This is a genomic window from Thermosporothrix sp. COM3 (assembly GCF_059696735.1).
In genome coordinates this window covers 1,293,908-1,314,708 of record NZ_AP019376.1, presented here as the reverse complement: position 1 = coordinate 1,314,708, position 20,801 = coordinate 1,293,908, and the positions used below count along the sequence as shown (strand labels likewise).

The window sequence follows — 20,801 nt, the reverse complement described above, 5'->3', positions numbered from 1 at the left end:
GAAAGGAGAAACCCGAGCATGACAGCCGCATCACAAACTCTGGTTGGTATTATCCTTGACGTTTCTAGCTCAATGCACCGAAATTGGCAAAATGAAGATGGAGACAAAATGCCACGCGTTGATGTCCTGCTCCAAATACTCGAAAAGCGAATACGTGCGCTACAGCAACGACATACGCAGGATGAAGCTGAGCAATCTGAACAAATAGAGGTGTTTTGCCTGGGGATGGGCTTCAAAACAATTATGCATACCAATGAGCATGATGTGAGCTTTCAGAGAGAACACGGTATGGGTCCAAATGCGGAAACGAAAGAGGTTCATCATCTTGTCTGCGATCTTCTGGCACTTGCCGAGATTGTTCCTCAGAAAGAAACCCTTGAAGAGCTACTTGCTCAACTCAACCAAAAATGGCAGTCGCTTGCAAAGCATATACTCGATCGTTCAGTTATCGCTGACGATGTTCGTGGTCACCTGACGCATTACCTGCAACATGATCTCTATCGAACGGCAAAAGCGAGACTTCAAAAACGTCTCCGCTATCGACTGGCTCGCTCTCAATCAGCAAGACTACCAAATATGCTCGCAAAATACCTCCAGCGCTATGTGAAGGATCAGGAACAAAAGATCACCGATACCTCTTTCAAAGCAGCCGAAAAGTTTGTCGAGGACATTATCAAAAGCACCCAGAAAACTTTTCAAGACAAAAGAGCAGAGTATATTGAGCTTATTCACAGCAAGCTGGAAGGCTTCGTTCACACGTTTACGTCATCCATCCTGCAAAAGCTCTCGCTTGGTTTTAGCATTTCTGAACTGGTAGATACACTCGATGAGGAAACTGCACTCTTGCTGGCCTCACAAATACAGGCCGAGTTAGAAATAGAGGTGAGAAAGAACATCGCCCTCATCATCCAAATGCACGAGTTGCAACTTCGCCTTGCCAAACAAACCATCGGTGCTCGATTAGATAGCCGCCAGATAAGAATGGAAACCGAACGCTGCATCAAAAAGTATGGATGGGATATCATCCGCCCTTTGATCGAACACGTTATCTTTACTCTTTTCGTCGATCAATTCACGGCTCAAATTCAACAAAATCTTCCCTACTGGATACAGCTTGCATCTATGCGTGAAGTCATCCGCCCTATCGAACAAATACCGCACCTTATTCCTCACATCCAGGCTGAAAACACAACGGCAGACAAGATAATGGCTGGTGGCACGCCGTTCACGCTTGCACTGGACAAAGCAGCCCTTCGCTTTGTTGATAAAGTTCATCAGCACAAGAAGAAAATCCTTATCATCATCTCTGACGGAGAGTTCCCACATTTCGAGGCAGCAGATCATACAGCGCGGCTCTTAAAAAACCGAGGGATCACCATTATCTCTTGTCTTGTCGCAAAGAACAACGTGCTTGATCTATCATTCAAGCAATCACCAAACAACTGGCCCGTCGGAGCACAACAGATGCTTCATATCTCCTCTTTCCTCACATCAGAAGAGGCCGCGCTACACTGGCAAAAAAGCCGTGCGCAGCTCACGGATGAGAGGCTCTGTGTTCAGATCAATCACTCTGACATCATCGAAGACGTGCTTGACACCGTCTTCTAAAGAGATACAAACCTCAGTTCCACCCAATAAGTACACACAGCCCACCGAAGAATGAGCTGTGTGTACCACCGCATTGTCAATCTCTGCTGTACCAGATTGTGACCGCTCACATCACAGTTTGCCTCTACGGTTCTCCCTGTTCGCAGCCAGCTTCATCGTGCCTTCCTTCTCTCTTGACAAAATATATTAGGGCAGGCTAATATCTTAGTAAATGAGTCGGATTTAGCGAATCTCACCTTGAAGAAAGAGGAGAATATGTATTCTTTCAATGAAGAACAGTGGCCTATTGTGTCTATACATAATGATGGAGAGACAACCTTAGCTGATATGGAAAAGCATATTGCTTTCTGGGAGCGCTGTCTTGCACGTCAGGAACCTTTTGGGGTTCTTTTAACCCAGAACGGTGAGGCTCAACAGAGTTCAAAAGAGGTCAGAGCATTGAGTAACCAGTGGCGTCTGGCAAATAAGCCGCGCATCGCTCAGTATTGTGCAGGCATGGCAATGGTCACCACCTCATCAAAAATGCTGGCGCTCTACAAACCCATTGCAGCTATGATTGCCAGAAAGTCGATGGGGTGTCCGGGGCAGATCTTTACCAGCAAAGAGCAGGCAAGATCCTGGCTTATGCAGCACATAGAACAGCTTACATTTCTCTATACAACCAGAGACTGAACACACAGGGAGCATTCATTTTCCATTCTGTGGTCAGCATATTTTCTTCCAGGAGCTCTCGGATCTGCGTCAACACCACACTTCCTCCATCGAGACGATATGCTATCGGTAGCCTGGAGGGGGCACTGCACAGGTAAGCCTGCTTCCTGTTGCGTTCGCCTTGCGGCATTCTGTACATGCATTTCTATTGCCCTTGGATGCAACTGATTATAGGGACAAAACGACTCACATTGCTGATCAGCCGGGAGCACAGAAAGCCTGTAGAGTCTTGTTGAGCCTGAGAGGAAGCGGGCTCTTGCTGCTTGCAAGGGAGAGGCTCCAGATAGTAGAGCACCAGCAGGAAAGCCTCTTCCTGAAGTCTGGATCCGACGATGCAGGAATCAGTATCGGAGATCACCAGGGCCCGTAGTCAGTTTCAGGGTATGGACATAGCATTCTGCCTTCATCAGGCGTCAGCCGTGGACCTATCCGGTGCCTCTTCCGCCAGCGGCAGGCTAAAATAGAAGGTGCTTCCCTTCCCCACCTGGCTCTCAAGCCATATTTGCCCGTTATGCTGCTCTAAAATCGCACGCACGATATAGAGGCCAATACCGAGACCCGGGTACGTACTCTCCTTCGGCCCCGTGACCTGATAGAAGCGCTCAAAAATACGCTCATGATACTTCTCTTCAATACCCGGCCCGAAATCCTGCACAGCGACTTCAACCCGCTCTTCATGCCTGCGAATACGCACCTGTACTATATCAGCATCAGGAGAATACTTGATCGCATTGTTCAGCAAGTTGATAAGCACTTGCCCCAGACGGTCCCGATCTCCGTACACCTGAACAGGAGTTTCTACTTCCTCATAGACACAAAGACGATGGCTCGGGGTAGCCGCCTGGACGTTCTCTACCGTCTCATAGACCAGCTCTTTCAGATTGAGTATGGCTTTACGAAAGCTCAACGTCCCTTGCTGCATTTTCGAGACATCAAGCAAATCATTAATCAGTGCTGTGAGCTTCTTGACCTGTACATCCATTCTGTTTAGAAAAAGTAGCGTTCTGGGATCCTCCTGCTGCCGCATCTGTCTTTGCAAGATCTGGATAAAGCCTTTCAAGCTGGTCACCGGGGTCTTGAGCTCATGACTTGCCATAGAGATAAAGTTATCTTTGCGCTGTTCAAGCTCTCTTCGCTCCGAGACATCACGCGCAATCTTCGCTGCTCCGATAATATTTCCCTGCCTATCCTTGACAGGGGAAATACTTAACGAGACGTAGATACGACTTCCATCTTTTCTTTGACGGACCGTTTCATAATGCTGTATTCGCTTTCCCTGCTTTATATTATTGATAATTTCTATCTCTTCTCGGAGCAGCTCATCAGGAATAATGAGCGTGATATGCTTTCCAATAGCCTCCTCCGCTGAATACCCGAACAGGCGCTCCGCGGCGTTATTCCAACTCGTAATTGTGCCATCAAGCCTTTTGCTGATAATCGCATCATCCGACGATACCACAATTGCAGCAAGCCTGAAGCGCTCCTCTATGCGCTTCGTCTCAGAGATGTCACGGGCAATACAGGCGAAATTCTGCATAACTCCTGATTCTTTATCTTTCAGGAAAAAGACGTTCCACAAAACAGGAATAGGAACACCGGTCCGAAAGTGGCGGAAGGTTACTTCACCGCTCCATGAGCCGTCCTTATACAGGGCGGGGAAGATGTCCTTCATCACGCGCCTCTGTTCGTGCGGCGGGAAATAATCAAGCATGCTGGTTCTGCTGGCCTCCTCCTCGCTGCAAAGGCCGACAAGATCCCGACCAGCCTGATTGACAAAGAAGACCTGCTGATTCGCATCCGCAACCCCGATAAAGTCTGTACACTTCTCAAGGAGAGCAAAGATCCGCTCGCGATCCTCTTCGGCCTGTTTGCGGGCGGTAATATCTTTGATCTGCGCGACAAGATAAAGCGGTTTATCCTGCTTATCTCGCACCAGCACAACGCTCACCTCAACCCAGACGAGACCTCGATCCTTTGTCAGGTAACGCTGCTCAAGGATGAAGTTCGAGCAGCGGTCAGCACAGAGGTCCTGTATCTGTCGCTCATAGCGAGGCCGATCAGCTTCATAGACAAGCGCGGCAGCTTGCATGTGAGAGATCTCTTGCGCTGTATAGCCAGTAATAGAGCAATAGGCAGGATTTACCTGTAAAATGTGGCCCGTAAGGTCTACAAACGCTATTCCCATCTGGGCCAGCGTAAACGCCATACGGAAATATCCTTCATTCTCGTCGAACGCTTCCTGTACCTCGCCCCTGGCAGCTTCAACGAGCCGGGCAAACAGCTCTTCAGAGGCTGGCAGCGGGCGTCCGCTCTCCTGCTGTGCGCTTCTGGCTCCGAGGAGAGACGCTCTCGCATCAGAGACCCTCTCTGAAGGCTGCACACGTGAGCCAGTATCATGCAAAACTCGTGCTTGCGGCTGGCCTGTTTTCATAAACAGCCCGCTCTCATCTCCCTGAGCCTGCCCTTGCAGTGTACAGGAACCCACCAGCAAAAAGGGAGGCGTGACATGATGCAGATCCTTCCAGATCTCTTCAACGTGCGTGGCGGCTGCTCGCTTCCCTTCTATGCGCAACAGATCAGCAGTTTCATCAAAGATACGAACAGAGTACTGATCGTCTGCGGCTTGCCAGATCAGACCCGCAACCTCTTCTCGAAAGCGCTGTGAATCCAGCGAGCCATCAACCATGCATTTCGCCAGGATGTCGATAGCATCACGCGCAATATAGCGGTCCTGCAAATCAGGGGCGGTTACATCCAGCCCCATTGACCGTAATCGTGCTTCCAGACCCTCCCTATGCGGCTTTGTTGCCAGAACAATACAGGAATCGCCCTTATGAAGACCAGCTCCCAGAAAGCCACTTACCGAGTCCTGCAAAACAGTATCCATTTCACAGAGAGATACAGGGAGTTCAGGAACAAGTGCCTTATGCCAGACCGGGTCCTGAGCCTGGCCGCTACTCACTCGCAATACCACCACAAAAGCCTCTGAACCGGTGGGAAGCAGCAAACTGGTGATGTTTCCCTCGAACTGATGTGGAACTCTATGCCGATCCAGGAGGCGACAGGCAAGGTTCAGGCGTTTTCCCTGAGCCTGCTGGATGGATATCAACACACGCTGCAAAATAGCACGGTCATCAGGATGAATGAGAGCTAACAGAGAACTACCTGCTATTTCGGCGGGGGACTTGCCCAGAAGTGGAATAGTAGAAAGACTGATAGAGGTTATTACTCCTTCTTTATCGAGTAATGCAGTGATCTCCCTTTCACCCTCACCATAAGCCGGAAAGCGTTGATTGTGCAATGGGGAAACTCCTTCCTGGTAATTATTTGGAGTGGAGGGCATATGTTTTGTTCCTGGCCTTCCTATTGAACCTTTCTTCTATTATATCATCCACGTATTTTGACAGACAAACAAAACCTCACACACCATAATGATATTGGTTCTATTGCTCATACGTGTGTACTGCAAACTTCAGATACACGTTCCTTTCAATATTCCGGGCTTCCTGATATGGCCTGGATGAAGCCGCGTTTCTCCATTTCCCTTACGAGGAACAACAGACCCGAACGTGATCGGAGGAGAAACGACAGGCAGAGATTCAGCCGTTCTCGTCCTCCTCTATCACATGCTATGAAACTTTTTTACCATCCTACGAAATTTTGGTCCCCGAAAATAACTGCCAGTTCCCTTTATGCCTCTCTCCGCACCAGGCTCTGCGGCAGCGTGGCGAATGAGAGAACCGAACAAAGCATACCACCATCGACACAGATCATCGCACCCCCCATAATCAGCGAGCAAGCTCGCCAGACTGGTACCGAACTGACAGCGGCGAGACAGGTGATATGGTGAGCCCAGGTACCGGCAGACCATTTTGCAACACACAGGAGAGAGAATGTAACACTTTCCAGACCCGATTGTTATACTACATGAGGTCGCCGAGACCATATATTCAGAATGAGGCCAATATGCAGGATACATTAGACAAAACCGAGGGGTCTCTTATCTCTGCCAGCTACCAGAAACATGCTACACGGTTGCTTGCCTACCTGAAACGTCATACGTCTTCCCAGGAGGATGCTGAAGACCTCCTCTATGACGTGTTTTATATGGCCATCAAACACGAGCAACAGTTCGCAGCGATGGACGAGGAGAAGCGCCGTTCCTGGCTCTGGACAGTCGCACACAATAAACTCATCAATTATTATCGACGTACCCAAAACCGGGATTTTGTCCCTTTAGATGATCTTGAGAGCATACGCGACAGCGAGCGGTATGAGCCCGAATACTCGTTCCTTCAGAATGAGGAGGAAGCAATCTTGCAGGAGTACCTGAAACAGCTACCAAAGGCGCAGCAGGAAGTACTCTATCTGCGCTTTACCAGTGGCTTGCGCTGCACCGAGATTGCCCGCATCCTGAAAAAACGCGAGGGAGCCATACGCGCAATGCTTTCCCGATCGCTTCGCGCTCTGCGAAGCATGTTTGAATCCCGGAAAGGAGATATATAATGGCAGAGAAGCAAGAGAAAGATTTTCGAGAGCAATATATAGATGAGGATATAGAGGCGCTGCTTGCTTCCTCAGATGATGCTTTTCTGCCCGATGCTTCACAGCAAGCCGCCCGACGTGCCGTTCAGGCCCTTGAGCGTCACTATACTCCTCAGCCTGACTATGCAGCACTTCAGCGTGTCTGGAAGCGGTTAGAACCACATACACACACCGCGACACAGGCCAAAACAGAAAAGGCTGCTTCAAAGCTTGTCATGTTCAAGCAGAAAAAGCATCAGAAACGTCCTGTTCTTCGTAGCGTCGCGTTACTCGCAGCCGTCCTCTGCATTACCGTGCTGGCCGGAAGTGGTATCATCCTCTTGCAGGCGCTCGCGCAGAAGAACACAACAACAACGACTACAACGCTCTCGACCCAATTCGCCTATACAAAAGGCAAGCTCTATGCGCTCGATGCGAAAACGCATAAGCCGCTCTGGAGCTTTGGAGGTTCCAACGCGGTTCTTTCGCTTGGTACACTCCACGGGGATACATATTATACCTACGCGACAGAGGATCAACAGTTGAGGTTGTTTGCTCTCGACGCAAAAAGCGGCTCTGTTCGCTGGAAAGCGCCTATCGATGATAAAGCAATCTCATACCTGACACAAAATTCAAAGCCTGTTATTACAGATAACGCTGTTTATGTTTCTTTCTCTCTTGGCACCACATTGTATATCAAAGCATATCAGGCACAGAATGGTGACAGTCTCTGGACGCATGCAGAGCCCTTGCCGCAATCAAAGACCATCGAAAATCAGAGTAGTTCTTACCTGGCAGCAGCTACCGCGAACCAGATCTATCTTATTCTGACAACAAGCGATAAATCGGTTATCGTTACCCTGAACGAGAAGGGGAAGGAAGTCGGACAAGCTACATACTCTGCGGCTTTCCATGAAGGAGCCATCTTCGCGCAGAATAAGCTGTATATGATAGGCACCGCGCCTGAGAATACGGATCAGCTTTTCAGCTATGATCTGGCTACCAGGAAAATGACTGTATACCAGTTGGCGGGTGTGACAAATGAAAGCGCTTTGCAGTATCAGGATGGAGTGCTCTACTTCAGCGCTTCGGCCCGGAACACCAGTGCGCTGTATGCCTACTCGGTGCAGGATGGGCGAAAACTCTGGGAGCAGCCATTGTCGAGCCCGGCGCCATACCTGTATGTAGCAGGCAAGCACCTGTATACCCTTAACTACCATACCAGAGAGGGATACAGTGTCACTGCGTACAACACCCAGAACGGCGCTTATGAGTGGAAATCATCCTTCTACGAACAGGACAGCCTACCTCCACAGCCGGTTGCTGATGAAAATGTCGTCTACATCGGGCTTTCTCAGAATCGAGTGCTGATGTTACAGGTGAAAGATGGTAAAACGCTTGGCACCTTTACCATTCCCTCATCTGAACAAGTAAAGGATCCGAACGACCAGGTCTTAATGCAGCTCTATAGCAAATAATCGGGCCATTAGACTCCGGTTGCAGAGAGGTACTGCCTCTCTGCGCCGGGCTCCAGCCCGGGTCATTCTTCGTTCTGTGCAGGAAATCAAAACGTATGGAAAGGCGTTTCTTCGTGGCTTCACTCTTTCTCTTATGCCTTGTGCTGGTGCTGGTGACGGCGTGGCAATTCGCCCTGTACGCCTCTCTTCTAAATGCTGGCCCGATGCATATACAACCCAAAAATCATGCTATACCTGAAAGTATTCGTTCTGTTTCTATGAAAAATCCAATGTATACATCCTGTCGAGTCCTCGTACAGTCGAACGTATGTATATATGTATAGCGTTCTTCAAAGCAGGAAGGAACTGGCTCACGTCAATGCACTATACACAAAATCCTTCAAACATCCATACACAACCACTCATTCAGCCTTATCAAGGAGGGCATCATTCCATTCTCCAGATCTTTCTGAATAAGCAGAAGAGCCTCTTGCTTGTGACCATTGCGTCACTCTATGTGGTTTTTCTCATCATTCATTCACTGCAAAGGCTCCTTCTTCCGCAACGTGATGGCATTCTTGCTCTGGGTGCAATCTTCTCTCCTTACCTGTTTGTCCCGTTATTGATTTTCCTCCCTTTCTGTTTTCTGCGCTATCGCGGCTTACTACGCATCGTACTGGTCATAGGGGCGCTCCTCTTCGGCCTCAACTTTCCGCCAGCCATCGCGTTCCCTCAGAGTGCGCCAGCCGACGCCTCTCACTTCACTGCGATGACCTGGAATGCCTATATGGATAATGACGACTCTCAAGCGCTCTATCGTGCCCTCAAGGAGAAGCATCCAGACATCGTCACCCTGCAAGAGGTCAACAACGAGGAGATTTTCAACGCAGAGGACCTGATAAAGAGCTACCCTTATCACTTCTATCATGAGGGTCCCGATTTCCCGACCGCGGAAGTCTTCCTTAGCAAATACCCGGTCCTTCAAACCGGCGTGCTCGAAGACGAAGACGGGCACACCTGGGACATTCCGCGCGTCTTCTGGGCAAAGCTCGACCTCGGGCACGACAAAACCTTGCTTGTCATCAATGCGCACACCCTCTCGGCTGTCAATACAACGTACAATTGCCTTTTTTGTCCTGAGCTGCGTGACAAGCAGATCCACGCAATCAGCCAGTTCGTCACGTCCGTACTCCAAAAAGGCGAAAACGTGCTTCTTATGGGAGATCTGAACGTTACTGACCGTGAAGTCGCGTATAAAGAGCTTTCACAGCAGCTTCGCGACACGCACCTGCTGGCCGGAAATGGGCCCGGGCACACCTGGGGGCGTATCGAGCTCAACCCGCTCTGGGCAATCATCCGTATTGACTATATGTTTATCAGCACATCCATCACGCCGCTCTCGCAGACAACGGATTGCAGTAAGCATGGCAGTGATCACTGTATCGTCACAGGAGAATTTTCCCTCTCTTAACGCCACCTCCCCCCTGCTGAGAGGCCTGTCCTGCCCCTGGGACAGGCCTCACCCCTCAGAAGCATCCCTCAAGAGCAAGATCTGCGCGCCTCCATCCCTTTAGAAAGAAAGCGCTCCGCTCACGGCTCTCTGTATCGCCCCTGAACCGAGGAGCACGAGGAAAGCACCAGGCGCTAGCTCCGCTTCTGACAGACATAGATCATATAGGGAGACGTAGCGGTCAAAGGCTCTTTCTGCCAGTTCCCATAACAGGACGAACTTGTGTCGCGTCCTCAAAAGTTGTATTTTCTCCAGAGCTGGCAAAAAACCATATTTTCCCTCTATGGCGGACAGAGTCGCGCGGGTGGGGAGCAACTCTTTCCCCTGTGCTCTCCCTCACCTCACGCAGCGAGTTGCTCCCACTTTTTTTCAAGTCATAGATCCTCCTTCAGCTTCAAGTCCCAGAAACCGCCCCGTACCATTTCCGCCATCCCATTGACTTCCATATAGCCGGGAAGAGCAGCTATAATAGGGAGGGAAGCAAAGCATTTCACCCTTCCCTCGGCCATCTTTTCAGCAGAAAGCGAGTTGTTCTCAATGACAAATTTTTCTTCGCAGCAGGCTTCAAAAGAAAAACTCGTCGCTCCGCGCCTTCTTCGTTCCAGTCAGGACCTCGGATGGGAAGGTCTGGCCGCGTATGCGTACGACGAGCCAGAGGAGTTTGAGAACCAGTCCTTATTTAAACTCTCACTTGAGCCGTATATCCCGCTGGTCATGCTTGTAGGCGGCGCCATGTATATAGAACAACATCTCGCCAATGGTTCGTGGATCGGCAATCGCTTGCACTCAGAAGAGTGTATCTTGATGACGAACGAGGAAACCTTCAATGCTACTCGCTGGAAAGCGCTTTCCCCCGAACCCATGCAAACCTTACATCTTCATCTCAGCAAAGCGCTTCTGACACAGATTATTGCCGAGGAGATGGAAGCCGATCCCGCTCACATCCAACTTGTAGGAGGTATTGGCATACAGGACCCACTTCTCGCCCAAATCGGTCTGACTTTGTGGCGTGAGCTTGAACAGCAGTCACCCTCTGGGAAGCTCTATGCACAGGCAGCCGCGCAGTTGCTTGCTGTGCACCTCCTACGGCATTACGCCAGCACCTCCATCAAAATCAAAGACACTTCGACACACAAGCTCACTGCTCAGCAATTAAGGCGTGTTACAAACCTCATCAACGAATGCCTTCATCAGGATCTTTCCCTCGAAGCTCTGGCAGAACAGACAGGTTTCAGCCCTTCCCATTTTTCCCGCCTCTTCCGCCAGACAACCGGGAAGACTCCACACCAATTTGTGCTGGATCAACGCGTCAAAAAAGCGCAACAGTTGCTTCAAAGGACTGATCTTCCTCTTGCTCATATAGCGCTAGAGAGTGGCTTTGCAAATCAGAGCCATCTCACCCGGGTGTTTCAGCGCTATCTTGGCCTGACACCGCGAACCTACCGCTTGAATACAAGGAACAGAGCATGTTTTTATTATAATTCGCAAAATTAGACAAGATTGCTTGCTCATCTGCGCTGTACCATATCCCCATAGATATTGGCTAGCATCTCATTTTCCAGAAAGGAACATCTATGGGTAACGATACACCTGCTATTCGCCGAACTTTCCGTATCTGCATTGACGTTGAGGCAGACATCCAGGCAGAACCTGAAAAAGTGCCGGGCGATTATCAGGAGCAGGTGCGCTTCCATCAGGCGTTAATCCAGCGGCTGCTTGAGCACCCGGCGCAACTGGAACGTTTGCTCTCCATCTACACCATACATTCGCTTAAGAACGCCGGACAGATACTGCGCGAGAAGTACGTGCAGCCCTATTCTGAACAACAGTTGCTTCAATCGATCATCGGGACACTTGAGCCCGCTGCCCGGCAGCACTTTACGGAAGAGTTTGAGGATAATGTCTCTGTCTATCTCTTCAATGGTTGTCAGGCAAACATCAAGCAAGTCAACATGACAACGATTGAGCAGGAAGCCTGACCCTTGGATCAGGCTACACTGGTTCCGATTCTTCTTAACATCCCGCTCGGGAAATGCACACCCTTCAACAGGACGGTGTTACTCGGGCTCACCCGCGTAGCACCGCCTTCCTCAAAACGCCTCCGTTGTACCCTGTTTAACGGATCCGGTGAGCGCCCATTGAACGAAAAGGAGACAGCCGTTCATCTTCTCCGGAATGACTGCTTGCAGGTGGAGAAAAGCAAAATAGGAGAAGCCTTTTCCCATTGTTCATGCTATGCTGAGACAACAGTCACGCATGAATGCTTTCAGACTGAAGACAGTTGAACCCTGCTGAGAAGACAACCGCCGGGGGTTCGCGTATGAATTTCAGGTATAGAAGGAGCGGCAGCATGAGTATTATCACCGAGGCAAGAGCGTCGGACTCACCTTATGTAGAAACGATTATACGCGGTCGAACGGCGAGCGCCGGTTCTCCTCTCCGTCCAGCCGAATTCTGTTGGCATATGGTCTTACGGAGACTGAATAACAAGACCGATCTCTTGCTTGTCGGCCCCTGGACGAGTGCTGGCATGATCTCTTACACCGAAGGCGTAGAACTTCTCTGGATCAAGTTCAAGCCCGGTACCTTTCTGCCTCACCTGCCTACCAGACACTTGCTGGATCGAGAGACGATCCTACCCGGCGCGGCAAAGCAGTCCTTCTGGCTCAGCGGTTCCGCGTGGCAATTCCCCGATTATGAAAATGCAGACACGTTTGTAGACAGGCTTGCGCGTGCCGGTATCCTGACAAGTGATCCTGTTGTGGAGGCGGCGCTGCAAGGTCACCTCAAAGACGTGCCATCTCGCACGGTACGCCATCGCTTCAAGCACGCGACAGGCTTGACGCAGAGCTCTATTCTGCAAATGCAACGCGCCCAATATGCACAAGCCCTTTTACAGCGAGGAGTTTCGATCCTCGACACTGTTGATGAGGCTGGCTATTTCGATCAGCCGCACCTGACCAGATCGCTGAAGCATTTTACCGGCTATACGCCCGCTCAAATCATCCACATGAGTCGGCCTGAAACCCTTGCCATTTGATACAAGACGACTCCCCTGTGCTTGCAGTAGTATAGAGGTGCTCTCACAAAACCCGAGCGGTCAAAGGCGCATTCCGCTAAAAAAGAGCATCTCAATGCTGCGGAACGGTTTTGTTATAGAGCCAGGAATTGACATATTCAGACTGTGTGGTTCACCTTTCTAGTATGTTCCATGAAATAGCACAAAGGAGCCAGAAGACCGATGGATATGAAACTTGAACTGGTGCCGGTTCCCGTCTCTGATGTTGACCGTGCCAAACGCTTTTATGTTGAACAGGTTGGATTTCATGCGGACCATGATGTCCAGCCCGGAAACGGAATGAGAGTGGTTCAACTTACGCCACCCGGATCGGCCTGTTCAATCGTCATTGGGACCGGGATGGGCGAGATCTCTGAAATGCAACCAGGAACGGTCAAGGGGCTACATCTGGTTGTAGCAGATATCCATGAGGCCCGGGAAACGCTTGTGAGCAGGGGTGTTACAGTGAGTGAGATTGACGATCTGGGAGGCATAAAGTACGCCTACTTCAGTGATCCTGATGGCAACAGTTGGGCATTGCAGGAACTGCCAGATCATCGATGATTGCGATTTTCAGCCGGTTGCCTTTCGCAACGCTTGCAGGTTTTCAGGCGTTCGGCTTTGTCCGGAAGAGTACAAGAGCCGTACTACTGAATACCGCAACAGCATGGGAGATGTACGACAGGACAAACATCTTCTAACAGACATCACCAAGCCGGTAGCGCTGAGCGGCTACCGGTCGATTTTTTGTTGCTCTACGACACGCGCCAGAACTGCCACCATTTGCGCACCTGGCTGGAGGGCACATAGCGATCCTTCTGCCAGGTCCAGCCGACAGGGCGCGGCGAAACCAGTGGCACAAAGTGAAGCGTCCCCTTAAAAACATCTTCAATTTCCTGCTTGGTTCTTCCCTGCTGCTTTGTAACCATGAGGAGATCACCCCAAACACTTGCATCTCGATAGGTGCCAGTAGGAGCGATGAGACGGGCCTTCTCCCCCATCTGATCGAGAAGATCTTGCTCAATATGATCCTGGGAAAAAGCACAACCAAAGATCATTCTATCAAAGGGGGCATACTGTGGCAGGCCTTCAGCGGCATCGCCCTGCATAATGGTCACATTCTCAATGCCGAGTTTCGCCAAACGATCCTTCGCAAACTCGACGCGTTTGGGATCACGCTCTACTGAGTAAACGTGCTTGCATAAGCGGGCCATGATGGCGGTTTGATACCCTGTCCCGGTGCCACCCTCAAAGACGGTTACATGCTCATTGAGAAAGAGTAAAGCAACCATCATGAAAATCACACCCGGCTGGCTCAGCAGGCCAGCACACCCTTCATTGGTATGGACACGATCCAGAAACTGCTCATGAAGATATTCCGGGACAAAAAATGCTCTGTCCAATTGTTCAAACTGCTCAACAAGCTTCTGTGGATAAGGATGAAATCGCTGAGCACGCTCTTTTACAATGTCCACAAACGGCCTTGAGTGATTGGTAGGTTGGAAATCCGTCATGCGGTTGCCTCCTTCAGCCATAACGAGAGAGAAGAATGCTCGCTTCTCCTCTCTCTAGTATACCCGTTAATAATTTTCATAAGGGTCAAAAGTATCATAGTCTCGGTCACCTGCACCTACTTCACCATCATCCCGGCCAGGACTCCTATAGGGCCGGTATTCTATTCCATCGTACATCGATGATATGGGGTCATCGTCACTGCTACCGCCACCTCCGCCACCGCCACCAGAGATCTCCTCGCCATTCTGCGCCACCAACAAGCCCGCACCGTCGCATAGAGCAGCATAGCCCCTGCTGGCACCTGAGGCGAAAACCGGCGACGACCAGCCGCCGTCACTTCTGGCCTTCGCTCTTTCGTGAAGGTATGCAGAAACGCGTTCACGCACACGACCAGGCCGATACCAACGATAAGCGCGACGAATTTGCGAGCTGGTGACCAATCAGGACGGCCAACCTCACGAAGCCGCCCGAAGAGATACCGACCAGCCGCGAAAAAGCCCTGTTCACGGAGCTACTCAAACGTCTCATGCGAAACGGACGGGCTGCCCCACGTCTCAGGAACCCGGTTTGCCTCATACAATGCCTGCAACCAGTCAGCGACTTTCATTCTCATCCTTTGAAGCATGCTCTGGACCCTCCCTGTCCTGTATGGGTGTCTCTTGAGAACACTTGACGATCACATGATCGTGCCCGGATCGAGGAAACAGCCTTTCCGCGTATGCTACACTATGGACCAGCAATCCCGGCGAAACAGCGCTTCACTCAGGTGATTGTTCTTGCTCCTGCTCGTCGAGAACGCCAAGCGCCCAGAGTATCGCGATGGCAACCTGACGAGCACTCAGTGTGACAAGCAGATGGGCAAGCACCGCTGTGAGAGACCAGTCAGCCGACGAGACATCGGCAAGGAGCCCGACGACAACCCGTTTCTGTTGCTCTGGCTTCAGTTGCTTGACCGCTTGGAGAAGCTGATCCAGACGATATTCTGGAATGCGCCGAGGATGCTGATCCGGGATTCTCCGAAAATCGTCGCTCACGACCTCCGCACCACACTTCTGGCACTTGTAGATGTCCAGATGCCCCCGTAAGAACCAGTACTGGCACGGCCCGTGACACGTCGGCTCAAAGCCAAAGCCGTGCTGATCCACCAGCGCAAAAATCGCGTCGTTGCTCAAAGCGCTTCTGCTCGTCTTCTTCATCTCTCTCCCCCCTTCTCGATGGATCTCAGCATCTCTTTATCTTGTTGCCGATATCCGATCCGTTCGAGGAACTCCCCGAGAAGCTGGTCGCCTTTCAGGAGCTGGATTCTGCACTCAAAATAGGCAGGATCATTTGCCGCCTCCAAAAACACGCAACGCGCTTCCTGAGGATCAGATCCACTGTACAGCGTCCGGTTTCCTGCTTTGATTGTGTAATCCATTTTTCTGGCCTCCAATGTAGCGTACTTCAGAGTATAAGATTATGACGATAGGCTATATGGTCCTCAGCAGCAGTTTTCTTTGTTTGAAAAGCTATTAAAAGAATATAATAGAGTAGAAAAATGTAAATGGTAAAATATCATTATTCAAGTCAGGACTTGAGCGGAGAAGGATATGAATAGTTTGTATTGGGGCGAAGGAGGCCGGTTCGGACCATTTGATGAACAAGAGGATGGTTGGCCCAATGCTGGACAGGTGATGCGGTATAGAGAAAAGAGTAATTTGAGCGCGGAAACATTTGCACTACTCTATAGTAAGGAATTGGAGAAAGCTGGAAAGCAGAATAAGCGAGGCCAGGTTACAGCTACCTGGATTCTCAATATGGAGAAACAGAATCTTATTCCTTTAGATATGGAGCGAAGGCGTATTATTGCCCGTTTATTACATATCCCTCCTGTTCTATTAGGGCTTGCCACACTCGAAGCCGTAACGATCCAATCGAGAAAGAAGAAACCAATGGGAACCTTACAAAAAGTCACAATCGATCTCGCCAAACATCAAAAAAGTATTCGAGATGCACTACATATTCACCGAACGAGTAGTGCAAAGAATCTGATGCAGGATGTTGAGCGGGATATTTGGACGCTCAAAGACATCGAAGCTCAGGTGAGGGGTGACCTGCTCTACCAGATCCAGGAGCTTCTATTGAGCAACTTCTTGCTGGCAACCAGAATTATGAAGGATCAGCGCAATTACCCGGCTGCATATCGCTCTGCAAATGAAGCGGTGCGTGTCGCGAGACAGATGCAAGATAACGACTTGATCGCGACAGCGCTCTACACAAGGGGCTGCATCAAGGCAGAATGGGCCCGCCGAGTAACGGTCTTCAATGGAATGTTTCAACTGGATACCGGTAAGATGAAAAGCGCCGCGAAGGATTTTCAAGGTGTGCTTCAACTCGAACAAGAAACATCTATCCATCCTCAACTTGCAGGATTTACCAAAAAGCGGCAGAAGGCCCCTGGCTTCAGCCAAGGGGATGGATGGCGCAGGAAGCCATCAGAGGCAGGACGTCCCCCTTCGCTTGACAGAAGACAATCGTTGTGCTAGGATATACGAAGACAGTGAGGGCGAACAAGGAGCAAGGGATGCTGATCTACGAATACAAGCTCGATGGGTCGAAAGCGCAATTCGCCGCCATCGAGGAAGCCATCCGCACCACCCAGTTCATTCGCAACAAGTGCCTGCGCCTCTGGATGGATGCACGCGGCGTCTCCAGGAATGATCTGCAGCGGTATTGCGCTGTGCTGGCCAGACAGTTCCCTTTTGCGCTCTCCCTCAACTCGCAGGCCCGGCAAGCTGCCGCTGATCGGGCGTGGGCTGCCATCGCCCGTTTCTACGAGAACTGTCGCCTCAAGACACCCGGCAAGAAGGGCTATCCTCAGTTCCAGCGCGATTGTCGCAGTGTCGAATACAAGCAGACGGGCTGGAAGCTGGAGGCCGATGGCATTCATATTCGCTTCACAGATGGCTGTGGCATTGGCCGGCTGCGCCTCATCGGCTCGCGCGATATCATGACCTTTCCCCTCTCACAGATCAAGCGGGTACGGCTGCTCCGGCGGGCTGATGGGTATTATTGTCAGTTTGCGGTGGCGGCCACGCGACGCGTTGAGCATCAGCCCTCGGGCAAGCAGGTGGGCATTGATCTAGGGCTGCGTGCCTTCTTCACCGACTCCGAAGGCAACACCGTGGCTCCTCCTCAGTATCTCCGCAAGGCGGAACGGCGGCTCAAGCGGCTGCATCGTCGGCTCTCCAGGACCCAGAAACGCAGTCGCAATCGGCGCAAAGCCCGTCAAGCTCTCAGCAAAGCGTATCTCAAGGTACAGCGGCAGCGCGAGGACTTCGCCAGAAAGCAGGCGAACGCGCTCATCTCGTCTCACGACCTGATTGCCTACGAAGCCTTGCAGATCCGTCACCTGGTCAAGAACCGCCATCTGGCCAAGAGTATCGCTGATGCGGCGTGGGGGCGCTTCCTCTCCTGGGTCAGGTATTATGGCACGCTGCATCGTGTTCCGGTGATCGGGGTGGAACCCGCCTTTACGACTCAGAACTGTTCTCGTTGTGGACAACGGGTGAAAAAGAGCTTGAGTATGCGTACCCATCTGTGTCCCGGCTGTGGTTTGCTCCTCGATCGCGATCACAACGCCGCCTTGAATATCTTGCACAAAGCGCTACAGGGTACCGTCGGGCAGACGGGAACCGACGAGGGTGTCTCGTCGAACGCTTCTGGACAGCCTGCCGCTACGCGTCGTCGCACTGCGGCGCCGCGCAAGCAGGCTGGATGAAGGAAGAATCCCCGGCCTTCAGGTCTGGGGAGTGTCAACAGACTCCAATTGAGCCGTGCGCTGGCAATGCTAAAATTGGGGCCGCGTGATGCCAAAGTTGCTCAGGCGCTAACAATGGTAGATGATGCGGCTGATGCTATTGACGCTGATCCCATAGAAGACTTCTACATCAGGGCTTTAATTACTGGCACATTAACGGGTTTACATGCCGGTGGTTATCATCTGGGAAGGTCCGAAACACTCAACGCAGCAGGTCTTCCCGGGCAGGCACTGGCAGAACTCAATCAGGTACGGCAGCTACGACAAGGAAAGACCTATTCAGGAGACGAGACACGCTATCAGGCCTGGTTTGACCTCTTAATGTCCGAGACATATATGAATCTTGGAGACTATCCAGAGGCTACCGCGAGAGCGAAGAACGCATTGGTAACTTTCCACCTGATTCATTCACCCCGCAATATGGCATCTATCAAGGATATTCAGAGTAGACTGGCATTGAGCTCATATGGCAAGTCTATCGATGTAAAGGAGCTTAATGACATGCTCCAGGAATGGTATAAGCCAGAATAAAGCAAAGATCTGTAGCGTATCTGGGATGTGGGTCGCATAAAGCTGGCACTGTTACTTAGTTTCCTTTAGAAGACTGCTGACCAGCATCAGCGACCCGCTTCCTTTGCTCACAACAGCCTGACTCCGCACACCAGACCTTGCACTGCTTGTGAGCTTCTTGCCAAGACGGGCCAGAAGATCCCTGTCTTCAGACAAGAGGATGAATGACGCAGGAGTTTATGGGCATCAGATCCACTGTACAGCGTCTGGTTTCCTGCTTTGATTGTGTAATCCGTCATATCAGCTTTTCCTCTTGACAAAGTAGGGATTGTAATTGTTTGCTACAAACAGGCGAGCTTGAATATTTTCTGCTCAACAGAAGAATACATACGGAGATAGCATAGTATCCAAAAAAGGAATTCTTACCCCATACTATATTTTTTGGATTTACATTTGTATCCTGCACTACTAAAATAGCTTTAGAAGATAGAAAGAATATTTCTAAGGAGAAACCTCGGTAGTGCAAACAAATTACAAAATCTCCGAAAAAGAACTTGGAAGAGTAATCAGAAATAAAAGAATTGAAAAGGGATGGAGTGCAGAAAAACTTGGTTCCCTTTATGGGAATGCTGTTCGAGGATATCCTGTCCAGCAAGATGCTATTTATATGATTGAGGAGGGTCACTTGCCTAAGAATATAAAGAGAAGACTGGTATTAGCAGGATTATTAGGGATTCCCCCTCTGCTTTTATGTCCTGACCTCCAAGCAGAAGCCGATGTTTCAATTCCTGAACATCCCCTTGATAGAACGGAGTACACTACTGCTCTCAATGCCTACTGGCAAAAAGGCTATAAAGGATCGCCAGAGCACGCTTTGAATGACTTACATGAGCGGCTTCAAACACTTCACAATTCTGTACTCTATGCTTCAGCGCCCCAAAAGGAACAAATAAAAAGGCTACTTTGTTCCTATCATGTGAGACGAGCTTATATTGCAAATGAGCTTGGTCGGGCATCGCTTGCTCTTTCCCATTTCCATAAGGCAATCACTCTAGCAACTGAGGAAGAATTTACAGACCTGCACGCAATGGCACTTTATCGTAGAGGAGAGTTCTTCTTTGATCGAGCTGAATTAAAGCATGCAGAACAAGATCTACAAGCAGTATTACAATTGACTCGTTCTACATCAAGTTCATCAAATAAAACGAGAAAATACGCCCCTCCCGAGAGAATAAAAGGAAGAGCGTTGAACATTTTAGGTTTAACTCAAGTATGGAAGGCCCGTAACGAGGCAGCATTCGGACAAGCGCTCAAGCTCATTGATGAGTCCGAAAAGTATATTGAACTTGACCCTGGTGGTGATATCTACACCATAGAACTTACACCTCAATTTTACCTGATAAACCGTGCTAGAGCCCTTGTAGAAGTCAACAATGTAAAATTACAACGATCAACTCAAGCGCAGGACATTCTGGACGAGCTGGAACAACATCAGGCACGTAAGGGAAAGAGGATTCACAACTACGAGCGGTTGAACAACATCTTTATCCTCGCTAGAAGCCACTTTGGGAAGGGATATTACCCTATTGCTACAACTCTCGCTCAGGAAGCGCTCTCCCTGATGGAAGAAATGCAGTCCTATATCCATCTTCCTGTCATAAAAAGGCTTTATGAAGATCTCTCAAGCACCTCCTACGGGAAAAGTGATGATGTTGCAGCATTAGGATTACAGATCCTTTTTCTTGAATATGCAGGAATGTTCCAAAAATAAAAGGAGGCGGCTGACATCTATCAGGATCTGACAGCAATGGCCACATGAGATGCAGGTTAAAAGACTCGGGCAACTGTTTCATCAAACAGTTTAGGAGCGGAGACATGATTTTTTCGCAGTCGACACCGGAAGAACTCGCAGCGGAGATGAACATAGGGCAGCGCTCCTTTGGAGGCGAGTACATCACTCCCTTACAGGAACGTATTGCCTTCCAGCGCCAGAATCCCTATACGTCCTGGTCCCTCAAAGCGCAGGCAAAGTAGTAAGCTACATCGCACCACCAGATCTTGTGCAGCTCGTGAATTGCACCCGCAAGGAGACGCAAAGAAACGAGATTC

Annotated in this window: 19 protein-coding genes; 14 read left to right on the top strand and 5 right to left on the bottom strand. The window is 50.2% G+C overall.

Annotated elements, in window-relative coordinates:
* The first annotated feature begins 18 nt into the window (after positions 1-18).
* Positions 19-1,608 carry a vWA domain-containing protein gene (locus tag KTH_RS05670; RefSeq protein ID WP_497617055.1) on the top strand — a complete coding sequence of 530 codons (1,590 nt, stop codon included), beginning with the start codon at positions 19-21 and terminating at the stop codon, positions 1,606-1,608.
* Between the two features lie 255 nt (positions 1,609-1,863).
* A complete protein-coding gene (locus KTH_RS05665) occupies positions 1,864-2,280 on the top strand; it encodes a hypothetical protein (RefSeq protein WP_497617052.1) in 417 nt (138 codons plus the stop codon).
* A 445-nt stretch (positions 2,281-2,725) separates the two neighbouring features.
* On the opposite strand, the gene KTH_RS05660 is transcribed toward KTH_RS05665, so the two are convergent.
* Complete coding sequence (locus KTH_RS05660) at positions 2,726-5,620, bottom strand: PAS domain S-box protein (RefSeq protein ID WP_497617049.1); 2,895 nt, start codon at positions 5,618-5,620, stop codon at positions 2,726-2,728.
* 665 nt (positions 5,621-6,285) lie between these two features.
* On the opposite strand from KTH_RS05660, the gene KTH_RS05655 reads away from it, so the two are divergent.
* The 7 genes from KTH_RS05655 (at position 6,286) to KTH_RS05625 (ending at position 13,432) form a co-directional block, all read left to right on the top strand.
* Positions 6,286-6,825, top strand: a complete 540-nt coding sequence (locus KTH_RS05655) for an RNA polymerase sigma factor (RefSeq protein WP_170142663.1) — start codon at positions 6,286-6,288, stop codon at positions 6,823-6,825.
* Positions 6,825-8,321, top strand: a complete 1,497-nt coding sequence (locus KTH_RS05650; RefSeq protein ID WP_111323570.1) for an outer membrane protein assembly factor BamB family protein — start codon at positions 6,825-6,827, stop codon at positions 8,319-8,321. Before KTH_RS05655 ends, KTH_RS05650 begins: the two co-directional genes overlap by 1 nt.
* Before the next feature lie 358 nt (positions 8,322-8,679).
* Positions 8,680-9,771 (top strand): endonuclease/exonuclease/phosphatase family protein, encoded by a 1,092-nt coding sequence (locus tag KTH_RS05645; protein WP_170142664.1) that lies wholly within the window; start codon positions 8,680-8,682, stop codon positions 9,769-9,771.
* A gap of 576 nt (positions 9,772-10,347) precedes the next feature.
* Complete coding sequence (locus KTH_RS05640; protein WP_111323573.1) at positions 10,348-11,304, top strand: AraC family transcriptional regulator; 957 nt, start codon at positions 10,348-10,350, stop codon at positions 11,302-11,304.
* Positions 11,305-11,384: 80 nt separating this feature from the next.
* Entirely contained in the window at positions 11,385-11,789 is a 405-nt protein-coding gene (locus KTH_RS05635) for a hypothetical protein (protein ID WP_497617046.1), read from the top strand.
* Positions 11,790-12,160: 371 nt separating this feature from the next.
* Positions 12,161-12,850 (top strand): helix-turn-helix domain-containing protein, encoded by a 690-nt coding sequence (locus KTH_RS05630; protein ID WP_170142665.1) that lies wholly within the window; start codon positions 12,161-12,163, stop codon positions 12,848-12,850.
* A 201-nt stretch (positions 12,851-13,051) separates the two neighbouring features.
* Complete coding sequence (locus KTH_RS05625) at positions 13,052-13,432, top strand: VOC family protein (RefSeq protein WP_111323576.1); 381 nt, start codon at positions 13,052-13,054, stop codon at positions 13,430-13,432.
* 191 nt (positions 13,433-13,623) lie between these two features.
* On the opposite strand, the gene KTH_RS05620 is transcribed toward KTH_RS05625, so the two are convergent.
* The 4 genes from KTH_RS05620 to KTH_RS05605 form a co-directional block, all read right to left on the bottom strand.
* Positions 13,624-14,382: a protein-L-isoaspartate O-methyltransferase family protein gene (locus KTH_RS05620; RefSeq protein WP_170142666.1), complete on the bottom strand. Its 759-nt coding sequence runs from the start codon at positions 14,380-14,382 to the stop codon at positions 13,624-13,626.
* 66 nt (positions 14,383-14,448) lie between these two features.
* Positions 14,449-14,823, bottom strand: coding sequence for a hypothetical protein (locus KTH_RS05615; protein ID WP_137685996.1), 375 nt, complete (start codon positions 14,821-14,823; stop codon positions 14,449-14,451).
* 318 nt (positions 14,824-15,141) lie between these two features.
* Positions 15,142-15,579 carry a hypothetical protein gene (locus KTH_RS05610; RefSeq protein ID WP_111323578.1) on the bottom strand — a complete coding sequence of 146 codons (438 nt, stop codon included), beginning with the start codon at positions 15,577-15,579 and terminating at the stop codon, positions 15,142-15,144.
* On the bottom strand, positions 15,576-15,800 hold the full coding sequence (locus tag KTH_RS05605) for a hypothetical protein (protein ID WP_497617043.1): 225 nt from the start codon (positions 15,798-15,800) through the stop codon (positions 15,576-15,578). Before KTH_RS05605 ends, KTH_RS05610 begins: the two co-directional genes overlap by 4 nt.
* A 172-nt stretch (positions 15,801-15,972) precedes the next feature.
* Here KTH_RS05605 and KTH_RS05600 point away from each other — a divergent pair, with 172 nt between their 5' ends.
* The 5 genes from KTH_RS05600 (at position 15,973) to KTH_RS05580 (ending at position 20,726) form a co-directional block, all read left to right on the top strand.
* A complete protein-coding gene (locus KTH_RS05600; RefSeq protein ID WP_497617042.1) occupies positions 15,973-16,908 on the top strand; it encodes a hypothetical protein in 936 nt (311 codons plus the stop codon).
* A gap of 38 nt (positions 16,909-16,946) precedes the next feature.
* On the top strand, positions 16,947-18,143 hold the full coding sequence (locus tag KTH_RS05595) for an RNA-guided endonuclease InsQ/TnpB family protein (RefSeq protein WP_497617040.1): 1,197 nt from the start codon (positions 16,947-16,949) through the stop codon (positions 18,141-18,143).
* A gap of 66 nt (positions 18,144-18,209) precedes the next feature.
* Positions 18,210-18,713 carry a hypothetical protein gene (locus tag KTH_RS05590; RefSeq protein WP_497617038.1) on the top strand — a complete coding sequence of 168 codons (504 nt, stop codon included), beginning with the start codon at positions 18,210-18,212 and terminating at the stop codon, positions 18,711-18,713.
* A 499-nt stretch (positions 18,714-19,212) separates the two neighbouring features.
* Positions 19,213-20,463 carry a hypothetical protein gene (locus KTH_RS05585; RefSeq protein ID WP_497617036.1) on the top strand — a complete coding sequence of 417 codons (1,251 nt, stop codon included), beginning with the start codon at positions 19,213-19,215 and terminating at the stop codon, positions 20,461-20,463.
* A gap of 104 nt (positions 20,464-20,567) precedes the next feature.
* Positions 20,568-20,726 carry a hypothetical protein gene (locus KTH_RS05580; RefSeq protein WP_497617035.1) on the top strand — a complete coding sequence of 53 codons (159 nt, stop codon included), beginning with the start codon at positions 20,568-20,570 and terminating at the stop codon, positions 20,724-20,726.
* Positions 20,727-20,801: the final 75 nt, after the last annotated feature.

What these genes read in the sequence shown, in the direction of transcription:
- KTH_RS05610 (WP_111323578.1), bottom strand. Translation starts at nt 15,579, where the DNA reads ATGAAGAAGACGAGCAGAAGCGCTTTGAGCAACGACGCGATTTTTGCG.
- KTH_RS05600 (WP_497617042.1), top strand. Translation starts at nt 15,973, where the DNA reads ATGAATAGTTTGTATTGGGGCGAAGGAGGCCGGTTCGGACCATTTGAT.
- KTH_RS05665 (WP_497617052.1), top strand. Translation starts at nt 1,864, where the DNA reads ATGTATTCTTTCAATGAAGAACAGTGGCCTATTGTGTCTATACATAAT.
- KTH_RS05630 (WP_170142665.1), top strand. Translation starts at nt 12,161, where the DNA reads ATGAGTATTATCACCGAGGCAAGAGCGTCGGACTCACCTTATGTAGAA.
- KTH_RS05655 (WP_170142663.1), top strand. Translation starts at nt 6,286, where the DNA reads ATGCAGGATACATTAGACAAAACCGAGGGGTCTCTTATCTCTGCCAGC.
- KTH_RS05645 (WP_170142664.1), top strand. Translation starts at nt 8,680, where the DNA reads ATGCACTATACACAAAATCCTTCAAACATCCATACACAACCACTCATT.
- KTH_RS05625 (WP_111323576.1), top strand. Translation starts at nt 13,052, where the DNA reads ATGGATATGAAACTTGAACTGGTGCCGGTTCCCGTCTCTGATGTTGAC.
- KTH_RS05595 (WP_497617040.1), top strand. Translation starts at nt 16,947, where the DNA reads ATGCTGATCTACGAATACAAGCTCGATGGGTCGAAAGCGCAATTCGCC.
- KTH_RS05670 (WP_497617055.1), top strand. Translation starts at nt 19, where the DNA reads ATGACAGCCGCATCACAAACTCTGGTTGGTATTATCCTTGACGTTTCT.
- KTH_RS05580 (WP_497617035.1), top strand. Translation starts at nt 20,568, where the DNA reads ATGATTTTTTCGCAGTCGACACCGGAAGAACTCGCAGCGGAGATGAAC.
- KTH_RS05590 (WP_497617038.1), top strand. Translation starts at nt 18,210, where the DNA reads ATGCTAAAATTGGGGCCGCGTGATGCCAAAGTTGCTCAGGCGCTAACA.
- KTH_RS05640 (WP_111323573.1), top strand. Translation starts at nt 10,348, where the DNA reads ATGACAAATTTTTCTTCGCAGCAGGCTTCAAAAGAAAAACTCGTCGCT.
- KTH_RS05605 (WP_497617043.1), bottom strand. Translation starts at nt 15,800, where the DNA reads ATGGATTACACAATCAAAGCAGGAAACCGGACGCTGTACAGTGGATCT.
- KTH_RS05650 (WP_111323570.1), top strand. Translation starts at nt 6,825, where the DNA reads ATGGCAGAGAAGCAAGAGAAAGATTTTCGAGAGCAATATATAGATGAG.
- KTH_RS05635 (WP_497617046.1), top strand. Translation starts at nt 11,385, where the DNA reads ATGGGTAACGATACACCTGCTATTCGCCGAACTTTCCGTATCTGCATT.
- KTH_RS05620 (WP_170142666.1), bottom strand. Translation starts at nt 14,382, where the DNA reads ATGACGGATTTCCAACCTACCAATCACTCAAGGCCGTTTGTGGACATT.